Annotated in this window: 14 protein-coding genes; 11 read left to right on the forward strand and 3 right to left on the reverse strand. The window is 42.0% G+C overall.

Annotation, left to right across the window (positions count from 1 at the left end):
* Nucleotides 1–25 precede the first annotated feature (25 nt).
* Nucleotides 26–673, reverse strand: a complete 648-nt coding sequence (locus I6F41_RS11825) for a hypothetical protein (RefSeq protein ID WP_197108530.1) — start codon at nt 671–673, stop codon at nt 26–28.
* Nucleotides 674–919: 246 nt separating this feature from the next.
* Here I6F41_RS11825 and ylqF point away from each other — a divergent pair, with 246 nt between their 5' ends.
* Entirely contained in the window at nt 920–1,873 is a 954-nt protein-coding gene (gene ylqF, locus I6F41_RS11830; RefSeq protein WP_011329575.1) for a ribosome biogenesis GTPase YlqF, read from the forward strand.
* 449 nt (nt 1,874–2,322) lie between these two features.
* Entirely contained in the window at nt 2,323–5,778 is a 3,456-nt protein-coding gene (locus tag I6F41_RS11835; protein WP_182684144.1) for a PAS domain-containing hybrid sensor histidine kinase/response regulator, read from the forward strand.
* A gap of 22 nt (nt 5,779–5,800) precedes the next feature.
* On the opposite strand, the gene I6F41_RS11840 is transcribed toward I6F41_RS11835, so the two are convergent.
* Complete coding sequence (locus tag I6F41_RS11840) at nt 5,801–6,463, reverse strand: response regulator transcription factor (RefSeq protein ID WP_011329573.1); 663 nt, start codon at nt 6,461–6,463, stop codon at nt 5,801–5,803.
* A gap of 101 nt (nt 6,464–6,564) precedes the next feature.
* Nucleotides 6,565–8,856, reverse strand: coding sequence for a TonB-dependent receptor (locus I6F41_RS11845; RefSeq protein ID WP_182684145.1), 2,292 nt, complete (start codon nt 8,854–8,856; stop codon nt 6,565–6,567).
* Between the two features lie 354 nt (nt 8,857–9,210).
* Here I6F41_RS11845 and I6F41_RS11850 point away from each other — a divergent pair, with 354 nt between their 5' ends.
* The 9 genes from I6F41_RS11850 (at nt 9,211) to I6F41_RS11890 (ending at nt 18,416) form a co-directional block, all read left to right on the forward strand.
* Nucleotides 9,211–10,512, forward strand: a complete 1,302-nt coding sequence (locus I6F41_RS11850) for a GntP family permease (RefSeq protein ID WP_011329571.1) — start codon at nt 9,211–9,213, stop codon at nt 10,510–10,512.
* Between the two features lie 9 nt (nt 10,513–10,521).
* Nucleotides 10,522–11,706, forward strand: coding sequence for an E22 family MetX-like putative esterase (locus tag I6F41_RS11855; RefSeq protein WP_182684146.1), 1,185 nt, complete (start codon nt 10,522–10,524; stop codon nt 11,704–11,706).
* Nucleotides 11,707–11,715: 9 nt separating this feature from the next.
* On the forward strand, nt 11,716–12,477 hold the full coding sequence (locus I6F41_RS11860) for a 3-hydroxybutyrate dehydrogenase (RefSeq protein ID WP_182684147.1): 762 nt from the start codon (nt 11,716–11,718) through the stop codon (nt 12,475–12,477).
* Between the two features lie 9 nt (nt 12,478–12,486).
* On the forward strand, nt 12,487–13,194 hold the full coding sequence (locus I6F41_RS11865) for a CoA transferase subunit A (protein ID WP_011329568.1): 708 nt from the start codon (nt 12,487–12,489) through the stop codon (nt 13,192–13,194).
* An 11-nt stretch (nt 13,195–13,205) separates the two neighbouring features.
* Nucleotides 13,206–13,862 (forward strand): 3-oxoacid CoA-transferase subunit B, encoded by a 657-nt coding sequence (locus I6F41_RS11870; RefSeq protein ID WP_011329567.1) that lies wholly within the window; start codon nt 13,206–13,208, stop codon nt 13,860–13,862.
* 304 nt (nt 13,863–14,166) lie between these two features.
* The gene (locus I6F41_RS11875; RefSeq protein ID WP_182684148.1) at nt 14,167–15,408 is read left to right on the forward strand and encodes an OprO/OprP family phosphate-selective porin; all 1,242 of its coding nucleotides are present in this window, start codon (nt 14,167–14,169) and stop codon (nt 15,406–15,408) included.
* 11 nt (nt 15,409–15,419) lie between these two features.
* Entirely contained in the window at nt 15,420–16,400 is a 981-nt protein-coding gene (locus I6F41_RS11880) for a Bug family tripartite tricarboxylate transporter substrate binding protein (RefSeq protein ID WP_089368889.1), read from the forward strand.
* A gap of 12 nt (nt 16,401–16,412) precedes the next feature.
* The gene (locus I6F41_RS11885; protein WP_089368888.1) at nt 16,413–16,880 is read left to right on the forward strand and encodes a tripartite tricarboxylate transporter TctB family protein; all 468 of its coding nucleotides are present in this window, start codon (nt 16,413–16,415) and stop codon (nt 16,878–16,880) included.
* 3 nt (nt 16,881–16,883) lie between these two features.
* Entirely contained in the window at nt 16,884–18,416 is a 1,533-nt protein-coding gene (locus I6F41_RS11890; RefSeq protein ID WP_089368887.1) for a tripartite tricarboxylate transporter permease, read from the forward strand.
* The last annotated feature ends 8 nt before the right edge of the window (nt 18,417–18,424 follow it).

The raw sequence follows: 18,424 nt of genomic DNA on the forward strand, positions 1-18,424 counted from the left end.
ACGCACCTGCTTCTATGTCGGTTAGTTATAGTGGAAAGCCTAAATCTTTTTCTGTTAGATAGTAGCAGTTATCTTCTTTGTTAAACCCTATAGAGCTTGCGTATGCAGGAGTGCCCTCAATAAAGTATATTTTTAGATGTGGAGCAGGGTTTTGAATGTTCTCTATCTTAACGTTACCTTGAATCAGCTGTCTGCTTGGTATATTCAAGAGTTTTGACACACTTCTTACTATAGTTACGTTGTGCCCAAGTTCTTTAATAAACTTGTCGTTGTAAATTTCTAGCTCAGCCCTAACTATGCCTTTCTTTTTCCAGTCCCTTAAAGGGCCTGACCATATATTTGCTAATAGTTTAGATTCGCTGTTAAATTTGCTGGCTTTCCAAATTCTTACTTTATGCGAACCATCCACATAATGAATAACTATTTCAGCTTTCTGTACTTTAACTAACCTAGATTTAAATTCATCAGCATCTAACCCACTATAGCCACCATCGTATTGCTCTGTAAATGTGAGTTCTGGCTTTAGCTCAGTTGTACTTTCTTTTGAGTTTTCTACTAAATCGAGAAGGCGATTAATAGCTCTGTCAGCTGTGTCATTAAATCCCGCAGCATGTTTTTCTAATCTTTCATAAGTACACTTAGAGATCGAGAAACTAACTAAATTACTATTCATATATAAATACCTATAAATTAAATCATACTTGATTTTTTTTATGATACTTATGCGGAGGCCCCCAGTCAATCATTGTTTTTATCAAATATGATTTTAAATATGGTTTATTATAAACTTATGCAATAGAGGTAGTAAATGCTGTAAACTTAAAGCTATTAGTTGAGGTGATAAATCGAAATTATTCACCCAGTACCCCACACAGTACCCCATGGCGTTATGGGTTGGAATAAAAGGTTTGCAAATCAAATGAGTAGAGCTGGAATACAGTGGTTCCCTGGGCACATGAATAAAGCCCGCAACGAAATTAAAGAAATAATGCCGCAAATGGATGTGATTATTGAGGTGCTTGATGCGCGCATTCCTTATAGTAGCGAAAACCCTATGGTGGCGACGCTGCGTGAAGGTAAACCGGTAATTAAAATTTTGAATAAAGCCGATTTAGCTGATCCCAAAATGACTCAAATATGGAAAGATTACTTTGAGCAAGAAAACGGCGTAAAAGCAATTGCTTTTGGTAATGATAAAGCGGCTGAAGTACACCGTATTAATGAGCTGTGTAAAAAGTTAGTGCCTCACAAGGTGGGTGCCGATAAGCAAATTAAAGCCATGATTATGGGTATTCCTAACGTGGGTAAATCTACGTTAATTAATGTGTTAGCTGGGCGTATAGTTGCTAAAACAGGTAACGAGCCTGCGGTAACTAAAGCGCAGCAACGTATTAAGCTTGAAGACGGCATTATGCTTTACGATACGCCGGGTATGCTATGGCCAAAAGTTGAAAATGAAAACTCGGGTTACCGCTTAGGCGCAACTGGCGCAATACGCGATACAGCACTTGAGTATGAAGAAGTGGCGAGCTACACAGCTGAGTATTTAATAAAGGCGTACCCTGAGCTACTAAAAACACGCTACAAAATAGATGAACTACCAGAGAGTGACTGGGAGTTTGTTGAATTAGCGGGTAAAAAGCGTGGTTGTATTCGTGGTGGTAACCAAATAGACACTTACAAAATGTCGGAAATTTTAATTAACGAACTACGCGATGGCATTATTGGCCGCATTACTATGGAAACCCCACAAATGCGTGAGGAGGAAGAGATAATGGTTGCTGGTTTACGTGCGGCTGCGGCGGCTAAAAAGCAAGCCAAAGAAGACGAAAAGTTACAACGCCGAGCGCGAGCGCGTAAAAATCGTCGTTAATAATTAACCTGAATTTAGATAACTGAAAGTAATTTAATAGCTAAATTACAGACATAAAAAAAGCCCGTAAGGGCTTTTTTAGTTTCATATCTACCGTCACCGATATGAGCAATGTAGCAAGTAAAATAGTAGGGCGGTTACTCGTTATCAACATCAAGGGGCGTTGTGTTGAATTTACAAGTAACCATAGCAGTTAACGTGCGCTACACGTTGTTCCAGGGTCGAGAAACAAATCAGTTTATTTCGTAACAAGTTAGGATGTACTCCCTTCTTGTTGATAGTGATTATCAATTAGATTTGGGCGCGTGTCAACACTCAAATGCAAATAGTTCTTATTTATTTTTATCGTGCATATTTTGAATTGTTAGCACTAAAGTGGGTGCTGCTTTTTTCTGCAAAAACACATATGCTAGTTAAATAATTATAAAAATAATTAAAAGAATAAAACTATGTTTTCTATTTGGTCGATTAGCTTAATTGCCGTGGTGTATTTAGGCATATTGTTTGCTGTTGCAGGGTGGGCCGATAAGCGTAAGGTTTTACCTTTTAAAGGCTTAACTTATGGTTTGTCGTTAGGGGTTTATTGTACCTCGTGGGCTTTTTTTGGCACTACCGCACAGGCTGCAAGTAATGGCTGGTGGCTCGCCCCTACTTATGCGGGCACTATTATATTATTTATTTTTGGTTGGCAGCTATATTGCCGCATTGCGCATATTTGTCGGCAACAAAAACTTACCTCAATGGCCGACTTTATAGCCACTCGGTATGGACAATCATCGAGTTTGTCGGGTTTGGTGTCGCTTATTTCGGTGATTGCAATTGTGCCGTATATTTCTTTGCAGCTCAGTGCTACGGCGCAAAGTATTAACTTGCTTACCGACCGAGCACCCACGCAAAGTAATGCGGTGTGGGCCGACAGTACTTTTTATATCACCTTGCTTTTAGCTTTATTTGCTATTTTATTTGGTGCTAGGCGGTTACGCCCAAGCGAGCATAACCCAGGGCTTATCGCCAGTATTGCGTTTGAGTCGGTGGTAAAGTTACTGGCATTTATTACAGTGGGTTTATATGTTTGCTTTGCACTATTTGATAACCCAGTCGCCTTATACGAAAAAGCCTATGAGCTTAAACTACCCACCCAAGTTACCGCTACGCAAAGCCCTGTTTATGTATATGTTGCGCACACCTTACTAGGGCTTTTAGCTACGTTATGTTTGCCGCGTCAGTTTCATATGAGCTTTATTGAAAACAATAACGACAATGAACTGGCCAAAGCGCGGTGGATATTTCCAATTTATTTACTACTAATAAATTTATTTATTTTGCCTATAGCTTACGCCGGCTTGGTTTACTTTAATGGCAATGATATTGGCCACGATTCTTTTGTATTAGCATTGCCTATGGCGGCAAACAATACGCTGGTAACGTTATTGGCATTTTTAGGTGGGTTTTCGGCAGCAACCAGTATGGTGATTGTATCGTCGATTGTATTATCGGTAATGATCACTAATGATTTTATTAATCAGTTTATTTTACGTCGCTCGCAGCTTACCTCAAGTAGCCGTGGGTTAGATAAAAACAACTTATTACATGCGCGCAAAATTGTTATTGTGCTCATTTTACTACTTAGTTACTTTACTCACCGAGTACTTGGAGAAACCAGCACTTTAGCCACAGTGGGCTTAATGTCGTTTACTTTAGTGGCGCAGTTTGCACCTGCCATGATAATTGGTTTGTGGTGGCGACATGCCTCTTGCAGAGGCGCGCAACTGGGTATTTTAACCGGCTTTGTTATTTGGGGTTATACCTTACTATTACCAAACTTGGCCAGTGGCCTGGGTAGCCAAAGTAGTTGGCTAACAGAAGGGCCATGGCAAATAGCTTGGCTGGCGCCTACCGATTTATTGTCGCTTGGTTTGGAGAGTATTAGCCAAGCGTTATTGCTATCTTTAGGTGCAAATTGCTTAGTGTATTTATTAATGCCCTTTTTTAGCCAAGCCACTCTTGCTGAGCGATTACAAAGTAATAAATTTATTGCACAACCCCATGATTCACGCCTAGACACTACATTGCATCCGTTGAGTTATCATGACCTGGGGGCTTTATTGCAGCGTTTTGCTGAAAAAGAGGCCAGCCAATCGTTAGTTAATCATTATTTTCCTGATGATAAAAGCCAATGGAAAAGCCCGGCTAAAGCCGAGTTAGAGTTATTGGTAGAGCGTGAAATGTCGGCAGTAATAGGCGGTGCATCGGCACGGCTTATTTTAGACGTAGCTAAAAATGAGCAACGCCAACCATTAGAGCAAGTGGCCGAATTTGTAGATGAGGCCAGCCAAGTACTTAAATTTAACCGCGATCTTTTACAATCTACAATTGAAAACATTCAACAAGGTATAAGTGTGGTGGATAGTGAATTGCGTTTAGTGGCGTGGAATAAAGGCTATAAACGTATGTTTACTTACCCAGACGATGCTTTATATATTGGCCGCCCAGTAGCCGATATTATTCGCTTTAATGCGCTGCGAGGGTTATTTAATAGCGGTAATATTGCCATTGAAATAGATAAGCGCTTAGCGTATTTAAAGCAAGGTAGTGCTTATAAGTTTCAGCGTTCGCACAGCGATGGCCGAGTGTTCGAAATGCAAGGCAACCCACTGCCCGGTGGTGGCTTTGTAACTACTTATACCGATATTACCGAGTTTGTAAAACAACAAAAAGCACTAACGCTAGCCAATGTAAGCCTAGAGGAAAAAGTAGCAACTCGTACCGCAGCATTAACGCAAGCTAACCAAGAGTTATCGCAGGCAAAACAAGTAGCCGAGCAAGCTACTGTGAGCAAAACCCGCTTTTTTGCGGCGGCCAGCCATGACTTATTGCAACCATTTAATGCCGCCAGCTTGTTTTGTTCTTTAATGAACGAAAAAGCACAAAGCTCTGAGCTAAAAGCGCTAGCACTCAATATTAAAAACTCATTAGGCAGTGCAGAAGAACTGCTTAGCAGTATTTTAGAATTAACCAAGTTAGATTCTGGCTCATTTAAAGTGCAGGCCAGCGAGTTTGATGTTAGTAGTTTAATAGAGCCGCTACGCAACGATTATTCGGCATTAGCAGCAGAAAAAGGCCTTAAATTTATTGTAAAGCAATGCGATGTACGCATACATACAGATAAAGCACTGTTGCGGCGGGTATTACGTAATTTACTTAGTAATGCCATACGCTATACCGAGCGCGGCGAGGTACGCTTAAAAGTGTTGCTTGAAGATGACAGCCATGTGTCGTTTGTTATTGAAGATACCGGTGTGGGGATTGCCGCAAGCGATCAGCAAAGTATTTATCAAGAGTTTAAGCAGCTGGGCGAAAAGCCCAATGCCGAAGGCCTAGGGTTAGGACTGTCGATCACTAAGCGTATTTGCGACTTACTGCAAATACCTTTGGTTATGGGTTCTGAGCTAGGTAAAGGAACGCAATTTACGCTCACGATGGCATGCACAGTAAGTAAAGCGGTACAACCTACTCAGCGGGTAATGCTTAACCCCGATACCGAACTAGGTCGCTTGCGTATTTGGCTGCTTGATAACGATAAAAATGTGCTTGATGCACTTAAGCAACTACTGCAAAACTGGGGCTGCGAAATAGCCACGGCAACTAATTTAGCTGAGCTTGAGCAATTAAAAGCAAGCGCTGCATTACCACAACTACTTATTATTGATTATCAGCTCGATGATGGTGTAACCGGGCTTGAGGTGCTTAATAAGGCGCTGCTTACTAACTTGCCGGTAATTGTAAATACAGCAAATCATGATGAAAGCATACGTGAGCAAGTGCTTGATGCAGGTTATCCGCTATTGTATAAACCGCTAAAAGCACCGGCATTAAAGCGTATGATTAAGCGACTAACCAAGTAAGTTAACGTGTAGTGTTTGTGGGCTAGTTTACTTCTAACTTACCGACTTGCGATAGCTGGTTAAATAAAATGCCAGCTTGGGTGCGGTTATAAACGTTGAGTTTGCGTAAAATAGCAGAAACATGCTGCTTAATAGTGGTTTCTTGAATCGACATTTCAAAAGCTATTTGCTTATTCAGTAAACCGTCGGCAATCATGGCAAGTACGCGGTATTGTTGCGGGGTAAGCTTTTCGAGATTTAGGGCAAAGCTGCTTTGCTCGTCATTAACAACTACGTCGGTTAAATCAATATCTGCGGGCAGCCAAGTGTCGCCATTGAGTACATGGCCAATAGCTTCGCCTATTATATCGAGCGATGATGATTTAGGAATATAACCTGCGGCACCTAAGCTCATAGCTTGTTTTATAATGCTGGGAGTTTCGTTGGCAGAAACCATAATTACTAAAATGTCGGGGTAATGATTACGTAGTTGCGATAGCGCTTGTAGGCCATTAGCACCGGGAATGGTTAAATCTAAAAATATAAGTTCTATTTCTGGGTGTATTTTGAGTAAGGCAAACAGTCCGTCTATGTCGCTGGTTTCTTGTATATGTTCTTCAGGAACGCAGGTTGCGGCTGCTTGGCGTAATGCACTTCTAAACAACGGGTGGTCGTCGGCAATTATGGTATTCACAGCAAAAGACATTCCAAATATTCTCCAATACATTTAGTTATAAGTGATTTTGCACAGTGAAACAAGGTTTGTCTGTTGGGGATAACACAGACAAACCTTTCACATAATAAAGACTAGAAGCGGTAGCCAACAGTTAACGACACAGTACGTGGGTCGCCAAAGTAGCCAATTAAGGTATTATCACCGCCTAAACCAGGCTGGTATTTGCTTACATTCGTTGGATCACTCGGATCGGGTGCTACAAACTGGTAACCGCCAATCATGTATTCTTCATTGGTGAGGTTTTTACCATATACACCAGCGGTCCAATGGCCGTCTGCGCTGTACCAAGTAACGCCTAGATTAAGCAGTCCGTACGCGTCTTGAGTTAGTAGGCTGTCTTCTTCAAATAAGGCGTAATCACCACGGTGGTAGTAATTACCATTAACTACAAAGTCGCCCATATCTGTGTACATGCGGTACGTAGCGCCTAAGTTAAAGGTTAAGTCTGGCGTGTTTGATACGCTAAAGCGATCAGATTTATCAAAGGCTGCGCCGGTATTTGGGTCAAAATCAATTACGTTATCAAAGCTACTGTCTATATAACCAATTGAGGCATTAAAGCTTAGTGACTCAGTAGCAACATAGTTAAGCTCTATTTCTACGCCATCTGATGTTGATTCGCCAATATTACCTAAACGTTGGTTTAAGTCAGATCCGCTGTCCCCTGGGAGTACCGAAATATACTGGCGGTCTTTATGATCAAGGGTAAACAAGGTTATGTTTGCGCGTAAGTTATTATTCCATTCGCTTTTCATACCAAATTCAAATGAATCAACAGCTTCTGGCTTTGCTGCTGGTTCAGGCGTGGTGGCTCTTGGGTTAAATGTACCCGACTTAAAGCCTTGGGCGTAACTGGCAAAAAACATAATATCGTTACTGTATTGGTACTCAACGCCCGCTCTTGGGGTAAAGCGCGACCAATCTTCGCTATCATCTAGTACGGTAGGTACAAGTTGTCCTTCTGGACGAACATAACCTGGGATCCAGCCCGACTCAGGGTAAACAGTGTCGAATATGAGGCCATTATTTACAATCGCTTCTTTGCTGTCTTTGGTATAACGTGCGCCTAGGGTCATTGACCATTTGTTATCAAAGTCGTAAGAGCCTTGAATATAAGCGGCTTTACTTTTTGAGTTACTACAACCACTTACTTCACGAGTTAAACCTGGTAAATTTAAAGATTTACCAAATTCTTCGAGTATGGCTTCAAACTGGCCACACGACTCGCCATCGTAGTAATACAAGCCCGACACTAATTTATAGTTATCGCCTTGATGATTTAGCTGTATTTCGTGAGTGGTTTGCTCATCTTCATATATAGCGGGTACATCAAAAATACGCTTTGAGGTGTTATCAAAGTCGATATTGGTTGGCGAGTAACCATCTCGGCTGGCGCCAACATATTTAATGCTTGTGCTGTCACTCATATCCCAACGTGCGGTAAAACTATAACCTTCAAGCTCTACTTCGTTCCAGGTAGGTAAGCTGGTGTAAGAGTCGTATACGCTGTCGGGTACTGGAGCGTCAGTGAGTATACTAGGTAGTAAACGATAGCCGCCTTTTGAGTTTGAGGTGTCTTTGGTTTTATCCCAAGCAAGTTTAAAAAATAAGTCATCTGTTGGCGTGTACTCTAGGGTAACGCGGGCTGCGGTTACGTCTTTGTTGTAGTTTTCACGATCTTGATTGGTTAAATCTGAGGTTAAAAACTCACCAAAGCCATCGCGGTTTAAAGTAGCAAAACCAAAGCCAACATAGAGCTTTTCATCAATAAGCGGTAGTTGCCCGGTAACTTTTAGATCTTTTTGACCATAACTACCTACCGTGCCTTTAATGTTAAGGGTTGCATCGCCATCCATTTCTTTGGTGACGTATTTAATTGCGCCGCCAATAGTGTTTTTACCATATAGCGTGCCTTGCGGGCCGCGTAGTACTTCAATTTGTTGCACGTCGAGCAGGTCAAGTACCGCGCCTTGTGGACGCGCTATGTATACGTCATCTATATAAATACCTACACCGGCTTCGTATCCCCATAGCGGATCTTGTTGGCCTACACCCCTAATAAATGCAGTAATAGTTGAGTTAGTACCACGGCTAGATTGCAGTGTAGTGTTAGGCGAAAATTGTTGTACTTCGGTCATTACACTAATACCGTTTTCAGCCAGTTCTTGTGCGCCAATAGAGGTTACTGCTACCGGTACTTCTTGTAAGTTTTCTACCGTTTTACGCGCCGTTACTTCAATGCGCTCTAGCTCGCCTTTGTTAACTTGGTTAGTTTGTTGTTCTGCTGCATAACTATTTGCACCGATCAGCGCCAATGACACAGCGAGTGTAACGGGTGCGACTTTTTTATTGAGCTTTATCATGTTGATTACCTTTTATTGTTGTGATTAATGCCAACGGAATAAATACCAGCTATTTATTTGCCTATACCTAAGTGCCGTTGTTTAAGCCTCGCCATCGCTAACTACTAAGATTGCTGCAGACCTTTACTCATTGCTCATGTCACCTGTTAACTACTTTAGAAGATTGTTACAAAAAATGAATTAGTACCATAGTGCTATACCTAGGTTAAACCCATATATAACAATGCCTGCAAGCCTAAATATAACTATGTAGTACCATAGTGCTATGTATTTAATTACAAATAAGCAACAATATAATTAACATTACTGCGATGTCACCTCATCTTTGTAATAACAATAACTTTAGGAAAGCTTATGCTGAGCATGATAGGGCTAGTAGGTGGTTTAATACTGCTGATTATTTTAACTTTGCGCGGGGTAAATTTATTTATAGCCGCACCGCTATGCGCGTTACTTGTAGCACTGAGTAGCGACATGGCAATTTTTCCTGTCACGGCCGATATTAATTTTATTAATGCTTATATGGATGGTTTTGCTAGTTTTTTAAGTGCATGGTTTTTTATGTTCTTGCTGGGATCACTATTTGGTAAGTTTATGGAAGACACCGGCGCTGCCGATAGTGTGGCCAGTTATATAGTTGGCAAATTAGGTATGAAACATGCTGTTTTAGCAATAGTGATAGCGTGTGCGGTATTAACCTATGGTGGTGTTAGTTTATTTGTAGTGGCTTTTTCGGTGTACCCGATGGCGCTTAGCTTATTTAAAGACGCAAACCTGCCACGGCGCTTTATTCCGGCTACGCTGGCTTTTGGCTCGGTTACTTTTACTATGACCTCGGCAGGATCGCCCGAAATTCAAAATTGGATCCCAATAAAATATTTAGGCACCTCACCCTATGCCGCATGGGAAGTAAGCCTAGTGGTGGCTATTTTTATGGCGACATTTGGCTATTATTGGCTCAATAAAATGATAAAAAAAGCGCTTGCCAATGGTGAGCATTTTGAAGAGCGTGATGACGATCCAAGCGTGGTTGATCGTAAAAGGCCACACCCTATTACTGGGCTTATTCCGCTATTAGTGGTGCTGCTATTGTCATTCACTTTACATGATACATTACAACAAACCGCGCTTATTATTGCCCTACTAGGTGGCGTGCTGAGTATTATGGTAATTAACTTTAAGTACTTTCATGATCTGGCTGGCGCTGTAAATGTAGGAACAACCGGGGCATTAGTGGCAATAGGAAATACAGCCGCGGTGGTTGGGTTTGGTGCAGTTGCCAAAGTGTCACCAGCATTTACTGCCGCGGTTGAAGTAATGACCCATATGCCAGGTAATGAGCTAGTAGGCGCGGCCGTAGCGGTAAGTGTAATAGCGGGGCTAACGGGTTCTGCCTCAGGAGGGCAAGTTATTGCATTACCACTGGTTGCTCCAGGATATATAGATATGGGGGTTAACCCAGAGCAACTACACCGCGTGGTAGCTATTAGTTCAGGTGCGCTAGATACCTTGCCGCACAATGGTTATGTAGTTACTTTGATCCGCGCTATTTGTAAAGAAACACATCAGCGTGCTTATTGGTCTATGGCTGCGTTAACAACCGTAGTACCGCTAATTGGGGTTGCATTAGCAATTGGCTTATTTATTTTCTTTTAAGGGATAACAATGAAAACTAAATTAATAATGAGTGTACTGCTGTTAATAGTAAGCACAGTTGCTTATAGCAATGATAAAATAGCGCCTATGTTGGTTGAAAAACAACATTTTACCACTAAAAATTTTACTACTGTGTCGGGAGTTACGCTTAGCCAAGTAGACGTAGGCTGGGAGAGCTACGGTACTTTAAATAAAGCTAAAGATAATGTGGTACTAATTACGCATTATTTTTCGGGCACGTCGCATGCAGCTGGTAAATATAAAGCCGATGATGCCTTGGCGGGTTATTGGGATGCGTTAATTGGCCCAGGTAAAGCAATCGACACTAATAAATACTTTGTAATTAGCTCAGACACTTTAGTTAATGCCAATTGGCACGATCCTAATGTAATTACGACTGGCCCTGCATCAACTAATCCGGCAACAGGTAAACCGTATGGCCTTGATTTTCCGGTAGTGACCATTACTGATTTTGTTGAAGTGCAAAAACGCTTACTCGATAGTTTAGGTATTAACAAACTGCATGCCGTAATAGGTGCCTCAATGGGATCGTTTCAGGCACTGGAGTGGGCGGTACGTTATCCCGAGCAAGTAGAGCGCTTAGTACATGTAATTGGCGCAGCAACCATGGATGCATGGACTGTGTCGGCACTAGAAAAGTGGGCTATGCCAATTCGTTTAGATAAAAACTGGCAGCAAGGTAATTACTATAATAAAGAGCGCCCGCTTGCAGGGCTTACCGCTACGCTACTAAACATTACCCAAGATGCTATGCATCCGCTTATTTATAACGCCAGTTTCCCACATTTTGAGGTGCTAGATGACGGCGCACTGCAAGATATTCGTACTCTACCAAAAGTAAACCAGGTTTTAGAGGCTAGAGCATTAGCTAAAGCTAAGCTACAAGATGCAAACCATGTGTTGTACTTAGTGCGAGCATCGCAGTTATTTACCGCAGGTAGATCAGCCAATTTAACTGATGCCCTAAAAAAGGTGCAGGCAAAAACCTTATTGCTACCTGCCACTAACGATTTATTACTACGTCCCGAAAATGTCCGCAAAATGCACTCAATAATGGATGAACTAGGTAAGGAGGTTACTATTTCTGAAATTGCGGGAGGCTGGGGTCATTTAGATGGGCTGTTTTCGATTGCGCCTAAAGCGCAGCAAATTAGTGAGTTTTTAGCCAACTAGGAGGCCTGCATGAGCAAAACAATTTTAATAACCGGTGCAGCCAGCGGTATTGGCTTATATATAGCACAGCAATTAGCCGTAGCGGGTCATCATATTATAGTAACCGACCTAAATGCAGCGCACGCAAAAGAAGCGGCAGAAGATATTGTTACTAAAGGCGGAAAAGCCCAAGGTTATGCATTAAATGTGGCCGACAGCGAGGCAATTACCGTTTTTTTTAAGCAGTTACCGCAAGCTGTTGATGTACTTATAAATAATGCCGGCATTCAGCACGTAGCAAAGCTTGAAGAATTTCCGGCTGATAAATGGCAATTTTTGCAGCAAGTAATGCTAGTTGGGCCCGCAATGATGACCCAAGCGGTATTGCCTAAAATGCGGGAACAAAATTTTGGCCGAATTATTAATATTGGCTCTATTCATGCCATGGTGGCCTCTAAATATAAGTCGGCCTATGTGGCCGCCAAACATGGCTTAATTGGCTTTAGTAAAACCATAGCGCTTGAAACAGGAGATGCCAATATAACCATTAATACCGTGTGCCCCGCGTATGTGAAAACTCCGCTAGTAGAGCAGCAAATTGCCGCACAAGCCAAAGAGCATGGTTTATCTGAGCAACAAGTTATCGATACTATTATGCTAGCACCCATGCCTAAAAAAGCCTTTATTGGTTTAGATGAAATACACCATACGGTAACCTTTTTAATGGCTGATGCGGCGCGAAACATTACCGCACAAGCTATAGCAATAGATGGCGGCTGGACCGCACAATAGGAGCTAACAATGGCAGGATTCGATAAAGTAGTAAGCAGTTACAGCGAAGCAATGGCAGGGCTTGAGGATGGCATGACAGTGATTGCCGGTGGTTTTGGCTTGTGCGGTATACCGGAGGGACTTATTGGCCAAATTAAACGCCAAGGTATTCGTAACTTAACTGTGGTGTCTAATAACTGTGGCGTAGATGGTTTTGGTTTAGGCGTGTTACTAGAGGATAAACAAATACGCAAAATGGTGGCCTCGTATGTGGGCGAAAATGCCTTATTTGAGCAGCAACTACTTAGTGGTGAGCTAGATGTAGAGCTTACTCCACAAGGTACACTGGCTGAAAAAATGCGCGCTGGTGGTGCAGGTATTCCTGCTTTTTATACCGCCACTGGAGTAGGCACGCCAGTGGCTGAGGGCAAAGAAACGCGCAATATTAATGGTCGAGACTACTTGTTAGAACACAGTATTACCGGTGACTTTGCCATTGTAAAAGCCTGGAAAGCGGATCGCTTTGGTAATTGTATTTATCGCCATACCGCGATGAACTTTAATCCTATGGCCGCCACCGCAGGTAAGATAACTGTACTCGAAGTAGAAGAAATTGTAGAGCCTGGGGAGTTAGAGCCAAGCCAAATACACACTCCCGGTATTTATATCGATCGGGTTATAAAAGGGGTGTTTGAAAAACGCATAGAAAAAGTGACCACCCAAGCAGCAAAGCAATAAGGAGTAAGCTAATGGCATTAACACGTGAACAAATCGCCAAGCGAGTCGCGATGGAATTACAAGATGGCTATTACGTTAATTTAGGCATTGGTATTCCTACCTTAGTAGCTAACTATGTCCCCGATAATATTGCAGTAATGCTGCAATCAGAAAATGGCCTACTGGGTATGGGGCAGTATCCTGCTGCCGATGCGCTCGATGCTGATATGATAAACGCCGGTAAAGAAACCGTTACTGCCGCCACTGGCGCAGCAATTTTTAACTCAGCCGAAAGCTTTGCGATGATCCGCGGCGGTCATGTTGACTTAACCGTATTGGGTGCCTTTGAGGTTGACCAAAACGGCAATATTGCTAGCTGGATGATCCCCAATAAGTTAATAAAAGGTATGGGCGGTGCGATGGATTTAGTAGCTGGTGCAAAAAACATTATTTGTACCATGACCCACGCTAACAAGCATGGTGAGTCAAAATTACTCAGTGAGTGCAGCTTACCGCTCACCGGTGTGGGGTGTATTAATAAAGTAATTACCGACTTGGCCTTACTGGAAATTAAAGATGGTGCATTTCATTTATTAGAGCGCGCCCCCGGAGTGAGCGTAGAAGAAATTCAAGCGAAAACACAGGGGCGTTTAATTATCCCTAAAAACACACCCGAAATGACATTTTAAATAATAGCTTATTAATTAAGCCCGCATTGTTGCGGGTTTTTTTATAACTTAAAAAGCTACCAATTTATTTATTATAAAACCACTTTAAATATAAAGGCACTATAAATCAAAGAGTAATGCGCGGCTAGTTTTGTCCTTTTTGCGCATGGTTTTTATGCACAAAAAGCGCGTAAAGATCATCAATGCACCTTACCGTCTAAATATTTAGTTAATTTCACGTTAACAATAAGCTGCGCTTTAGATAGCAGTTTGTAGTCGCTTATCTACCTGACAATAAATACACCAACACAGCGTGGAGACAACAATGAAAGCAAGTAACACACAACTCGCTTTGGCAGTAGCTGCCGCATTAGCGAGCACATCAGTTTTAGCCAATAACGATACCGATAAATTACAACAGCAATTAGATGCATTACAAAAAGAAGTCAGTGCATTAAAAAAATCGAGTGGTTTTAATTTAGAGTTTGGTGGACGCGTACAGCTTGACTACAACTATTTTGATGGCGCTTACAATGCAGATAATGGCGGCTCTGGCGGCAGTGATTTTTTTCCGCGACGTATTCGTACTTACGTTGCTAGCGAGCATGGTAATTGGGATCACAAGTTATTACTCGAATTTGGCGAAGGCACAGCTGAAATTGTTATGGCACGTGTACGTTATGCGTTTGATAACGGGCTTAAAATTAAAGCAGGTAAAATTCGCGAAGATATATCGCTTAATGCATTAACCAGCTCAAAACATATCAACACTATTGAGCGTAGTAGTTTAGCAAATACCTTCTCGCCATTTTTTCGTTGGGGTGCATCGGCTTACCAATACTTTAAAGATTCGGGATTTCGCTACGCAGTGGGTGTTTATAAAAATGATGCCTTTGGCGCAACGGGTAATGATGAAAACGACAGGCTAACTTTGGCTGCAACAGGGCGCGTAACGTGGTCAAGTGCTGCACCGGGTGATGTGATTCATTTAGGGGCGTGGCATTCATATCGTGATATGGGCGGCAATGAATTAGGTGCGCGTTTTGCTCGTGGAGAAGTTCGCGAAGCTAATACTAGGCTTGTTGATTATGCCGCTGGTGGCGTAACCGCAGCACTTGATAGCTTATCGCAAAGCGGACTTGAATTTGCTTACCAAGCAGATTCTTTAACCCTTGAAGCTGAATATGCAAGCCGCTCGTTAAACGCAGTTAATAGCGCAGACTTGCTAGATGGCGAGCGCTTTGATGGTTTTCATGTATCGGCAAGTTACTTTTTAGGTGGCGAGCAGCGCCAATACAAAGCAAGTTCAGCATTATTTGTACAACCTAAAAACATTAAAAATGCATGGGAGTTAGTTGCGCGTGTTTCACAAATGGATGCAACTAGCAGCTTACAAGGGACGCAAGCAACTACTTATACATTAGGCACATCTTATTACATCAGTAGCGATATTAAGTTTATGGGCAACCTTATTTACAGTGATGTGACAGGCCCTGGTACTACAGCTTTGGTAGGCGATGAAGACTCTGGTATGGGCTTTAGTGCGCGTATGCAGTATTTATTTTAAGGAATCATACAATGAAATTATTTAAGTCACTTAAATCACTAAAAACCACAGTACTTGCAGCATCGCTGGTACTTAGCAGCCCATTTGTAATGGCCGACATTCACTTTTTAGTACCTGGCGGCCCTGGTGGCGGTTGGGATACAACAGCACGTGGTGTAGGCGAAGGTTTAGTTAAGTCAGGTATTGAAGATAATGCGTCTTTTCAAAATATGTCGGGTGGCGGCGGCGGTCGTGCTATTGCTTACTTAATTGAGTCGGGCACTAAAAAGGGCGATATTTTAATGGTTAACTCAACACCTATCGTATTGCGTGCATTAACTGGTCGCATTCCTTATAGCTACCGCGATTTAACTCCTGTTGCCAGCATGATTGCCGATTATGGCGCATTTGTGGTGCGTAACGATTCGCCATTTAAAACGTGGCAAGATGTTGTTAAATCAATCAAAGAAGATCCAAGCTCAGTAAAGGTAGCGGGCGGTTCTGCGCGTGGCAGTATGGATCATTTAGTTGCAGCGCAAGCAGTTAAAGCGGCGGGTATTGATGGTCGACGTTTACGTTATATTCCTTACGACGCCGGTGGTAAAGCAAAAGCTGGATTACTATCAGGCGAAGTTAACTTACTTTCTACCGGCTTAAGTGAAGCACTAGAAGTAGCTAATGGTGGTCAAGCACGCATTTTAGCGGTTACCTCAGGTGGGCCGTTACCGGATTACCCAGAAATACCTACCCTTAAATCTCTTGGTTACGATATGGAATTTGTAAACTGGCGTGGTTTTTTTGCAGCGCCGAACTTACCTGCTGAAAAATTGGCAGAGTACACCAAAAAACTGCGCAAATTACAAAGTACTCCTGAGTGGGAAGTTGTCCGTGCACGTAACGGTTGGTTAAATTTATTCCAAGAAAAAGAGCAGTTTATTAAGTCATTAGAAGCGCAAGAAGCGCAGCTTAAAGTAGTGATGGAAGAGCTTGGCTTTATCCGTACATTGCAATAATCGAGGTTTAAAATGATGAATCGCGAATTACTAGGGCCAAGTTTATTCTTGGCGCTATTTACCCTGTACGCCGTTGTTGCATGGCAAATTCCACTTTTACCGTTTGAAGAATACGAAACGGTTACTTCTGCAACTCTACCTAAAGTATATGCCGCGTTTGGTATTGTGGTGTGTTTACTTGCTATTGCTACAACATTACTTAAACCAAGCGAAAAAGAAGCTACCGATGAAAACCTCGAAAAATCACATGTACTGCGTACTATTAGCTTATTAGTGCTAATGGTGATTTATAGCGCCATGTTAGAGCCGGTTGGGTTTTTAATTTCGACCAGTACATTTTTGTTAGCAGGCTTTTTTGTAATGGGTGAAAGGCGCAAAGGTATTTTATTATTTGCATCGATTCCGGTTGCTGTGGTGTTTTGGTTTTTAATGACTCAAGTGCTAGGTATTTACTTAGTTCCGGGCGATTTGTGGAGTTAAATTATGTTTGATGGAATTATGCTTGGTTTGTCGACCGTGCTCGACTTTAATAATTTAATGTATGTGATTGCTGGCTGCCTAGTGGGCACTTTTATTGGTATGTTACCGGGGTTAGGGCCAATTACTGCGATTGCATTAATGATCCCGATTACTTATAGCATAGGTGCCGACTCAGGCATGATTTTAATGGCAGGTGTTTATTATGGTGCCATTTTTGGTGGTTCTACTTCATCTATTTTAATTAACGCACCAGGGGTTGCGGGTACGGTGGCATCCTCCTTTGATGGCTACCCACTGGCAAAACAAGGCCATGCAGGTAAAGCATTGGCAATTGCTGCCTACTCCTCCTTTATAGGGGGCACTATCGGCGCTATATTGTTAATGGTTGCCGCACCTTTATTAGCTAAAGTATCGCTGAGTTTTCAATCACCAGATTATGTAGTGCTGATGTTTTTAGGCTTAACCGCAATTGCAGCGTTTTCTAATAAAGGACAATTTTTAAAAGCGATGATGATGACGGTATTTGGGCTAATGCTTGCTACTGTTGGCATCGATCCTTCATCGGGCACCGACCGATTTACTTTTGGCCAAGCGGACTTACTTGATGGTATTAGCTTTTTATTAGTGGCTATGGCAACCTTTGCATTAGCAGAAGCGTTAGTTAACGTAGTAAAACCAGAGAAAAAAGACGCCAAAAATATTAACGATTCAGATACGCCGCAAATAGGTTCAACTAAGTTAACTAAAAGCGAGATTAAAGAAATAGCGCCAGTGATTGGTCGCTCGTCTATTTTGGGCTTTATTGTCGGTGTGTTACCGGGCGCAGGCGCAACTATTGCAAGTTTTATGGCTTATGCAACCGAGCGCAACTTAGCACCGAAAGGCTTAAAAGAAAAATTTGGTAAAGGCTCATTACGTGGTTTAGCTGCACCCGAATCGGCTAATAATGCGGCATGTACTGGCTCATTTGTACCTTTGTTAACGCTAGGTATTCCGGGCTCAGGTACTACGGCTATTATGCTAGGGGCATTAATTGCCTATGGTATACAACCAGGGCCAATGCTTATGCAAGAAAACCCCAGTGTTTTTTGGTCTGTTATTGTTAGTATGTACTTTGGTAATATAGTGCTGCTTATTTTAAACTTACCGCTTATTCCTTACTTTGCAAAAGTATTAGCTATGCCCAAATCGGTACTCACAGTAATGATTTTGTTCTTTAGCTTAATTGGTGTGTATTTGGTGTCTTTTAATACCTTTGACTTATTTATGATGGTGGGATTTGCCTTAGTGGCGTTGGTATTACGATTATTAGCTTTTCCTATGGCACCTTTATTACTCGGTTTTATTTTGGGTGATATGATAGAACGTAATTTCCGTCGCTCTATGATGATTTCTGATGGTTCATTGAGCTTTTTATGGGATCGCCCACTTACATTGAGTATATTTGTTATTTCAATTTTAGTGCTTTTATTTCCGTTAAAAGATTACTTAATGCAGCGCCGTGCAGATAAAGCTGCGCTTCAAGAGCAGGCTTAACAGAGTCA

It is taken from the genome of Pseudoalteromonas sp. SCQQ13 (assembly GCF_015864415.1).
GTDB classification, from domain to species: Bacteria; Pseudomonadota; Gammaproteobacteria; order Enterobacterales; family Alteromonadaceae; genus Pseudoalteromonas; species Pseudoalteromonas nigrifaciens.

Excerpts from the sequence above, each read along its gene's own strand:
- I6F41_RS11885 (WP_089368888.1), top strand. The coding sequence starts at position 16,413 with ATGATGAATCGCGAATTACTAGGGCCAAGTTTATTCTTGGCGCTATTT.
- I6F41_RS11875 (WP_182684148.1), top strand. The coding sequence starts at position 14,167 with ATGAAAGCAAGTAACACACAACTCGCTTTGGCAGTAGCTGCCGCATTA.
- I6F41_RS11825 (WP_197108530.1), bottom strand. The coding sequence starts at position 673 with ATGAATAGTAATTTAGTTAGTTTCTCGATCTCTAAGTGTACTTATGAA.
- I6F41_RS11840 (WP_011329573.1), bottom strand. The coding sequence starts at position 6,463 with ATGTCTTTTGCTGTGAATACCATAATTGCCGACGACCACCCGTTGTTT.
- I6F41_RS11850 (WP_011329571.1), top strand. The coding sequence starts at position 9,211 with ATGCTGAGCATGATAGGGCTAGTAGGTGGTTTAATACTGCTGATTATT.
- I6F41_RS11855 (WP_182684146.1), top strand. The coding sequence starts at position 10,522 with ATGAAAACTAAATTAATAATGAGTGTACTGCTGTTAATAGTAAGCACA.
- I6F41_RS11865 (WP_011329568.1), top strand. The coding sequence starts at position 12,487 with ATGGCAGGATTCGATAAAGTAGTAAGCAGTTACAGCGAAGCAATGGCA.
- I6F41_RS11870 (WP_011329567.1), top strand. The coding sequence starts at position 13,206 with ATGGCATTAACACGTGAACAAATCGCCAAGCGAGTCGCGATGGAATTA.
- ylqF (WP_011329575.1), top strand. The coding sequence starts at position 920 with ATGAGTAGAGCTGGAATACAGTGGTTCCCTGGGCACATGAATAAAGCC.
- I6F41_RS11835 (WP_182684144.1), top strand. The coding sequence starts at position 2,323 with ATGTTTTCTATTTGGTCGATTAGCTTAATTGCCGTGGTGTATTTAGGC.
- I6F41_RS11880 (WP_089368889.1), top strand. The coding sequence starts at position 15,420 with ATGAAATTATTTAAGTCACTTAAATCACTAAAAACCACAGTACTTGCA.
- I6F41_RS11860 (WP_182684147.1), top strand. The coding sequence starts at position 11,716 with ATGAGCAAAACAATTTTAATAACCGGTGCAGCCAGCGGTATTGGCTTA.
- I6F41_RS11890 (WP_089368887.1), top strand. The coding sequence starts at position 16,884 with ATGTTTGATGGAATTATGCTTGGTTTGTCGACCGTGCTCGACTTTAAT.
- I6F41_RS11845 (WP_182684145.1), bottom strand. The coding sequence starts at position 8,856 with ATGATAAAGCTCAATAAAAAAGTCGCACCCGTTACACTCGCTGTGTCA.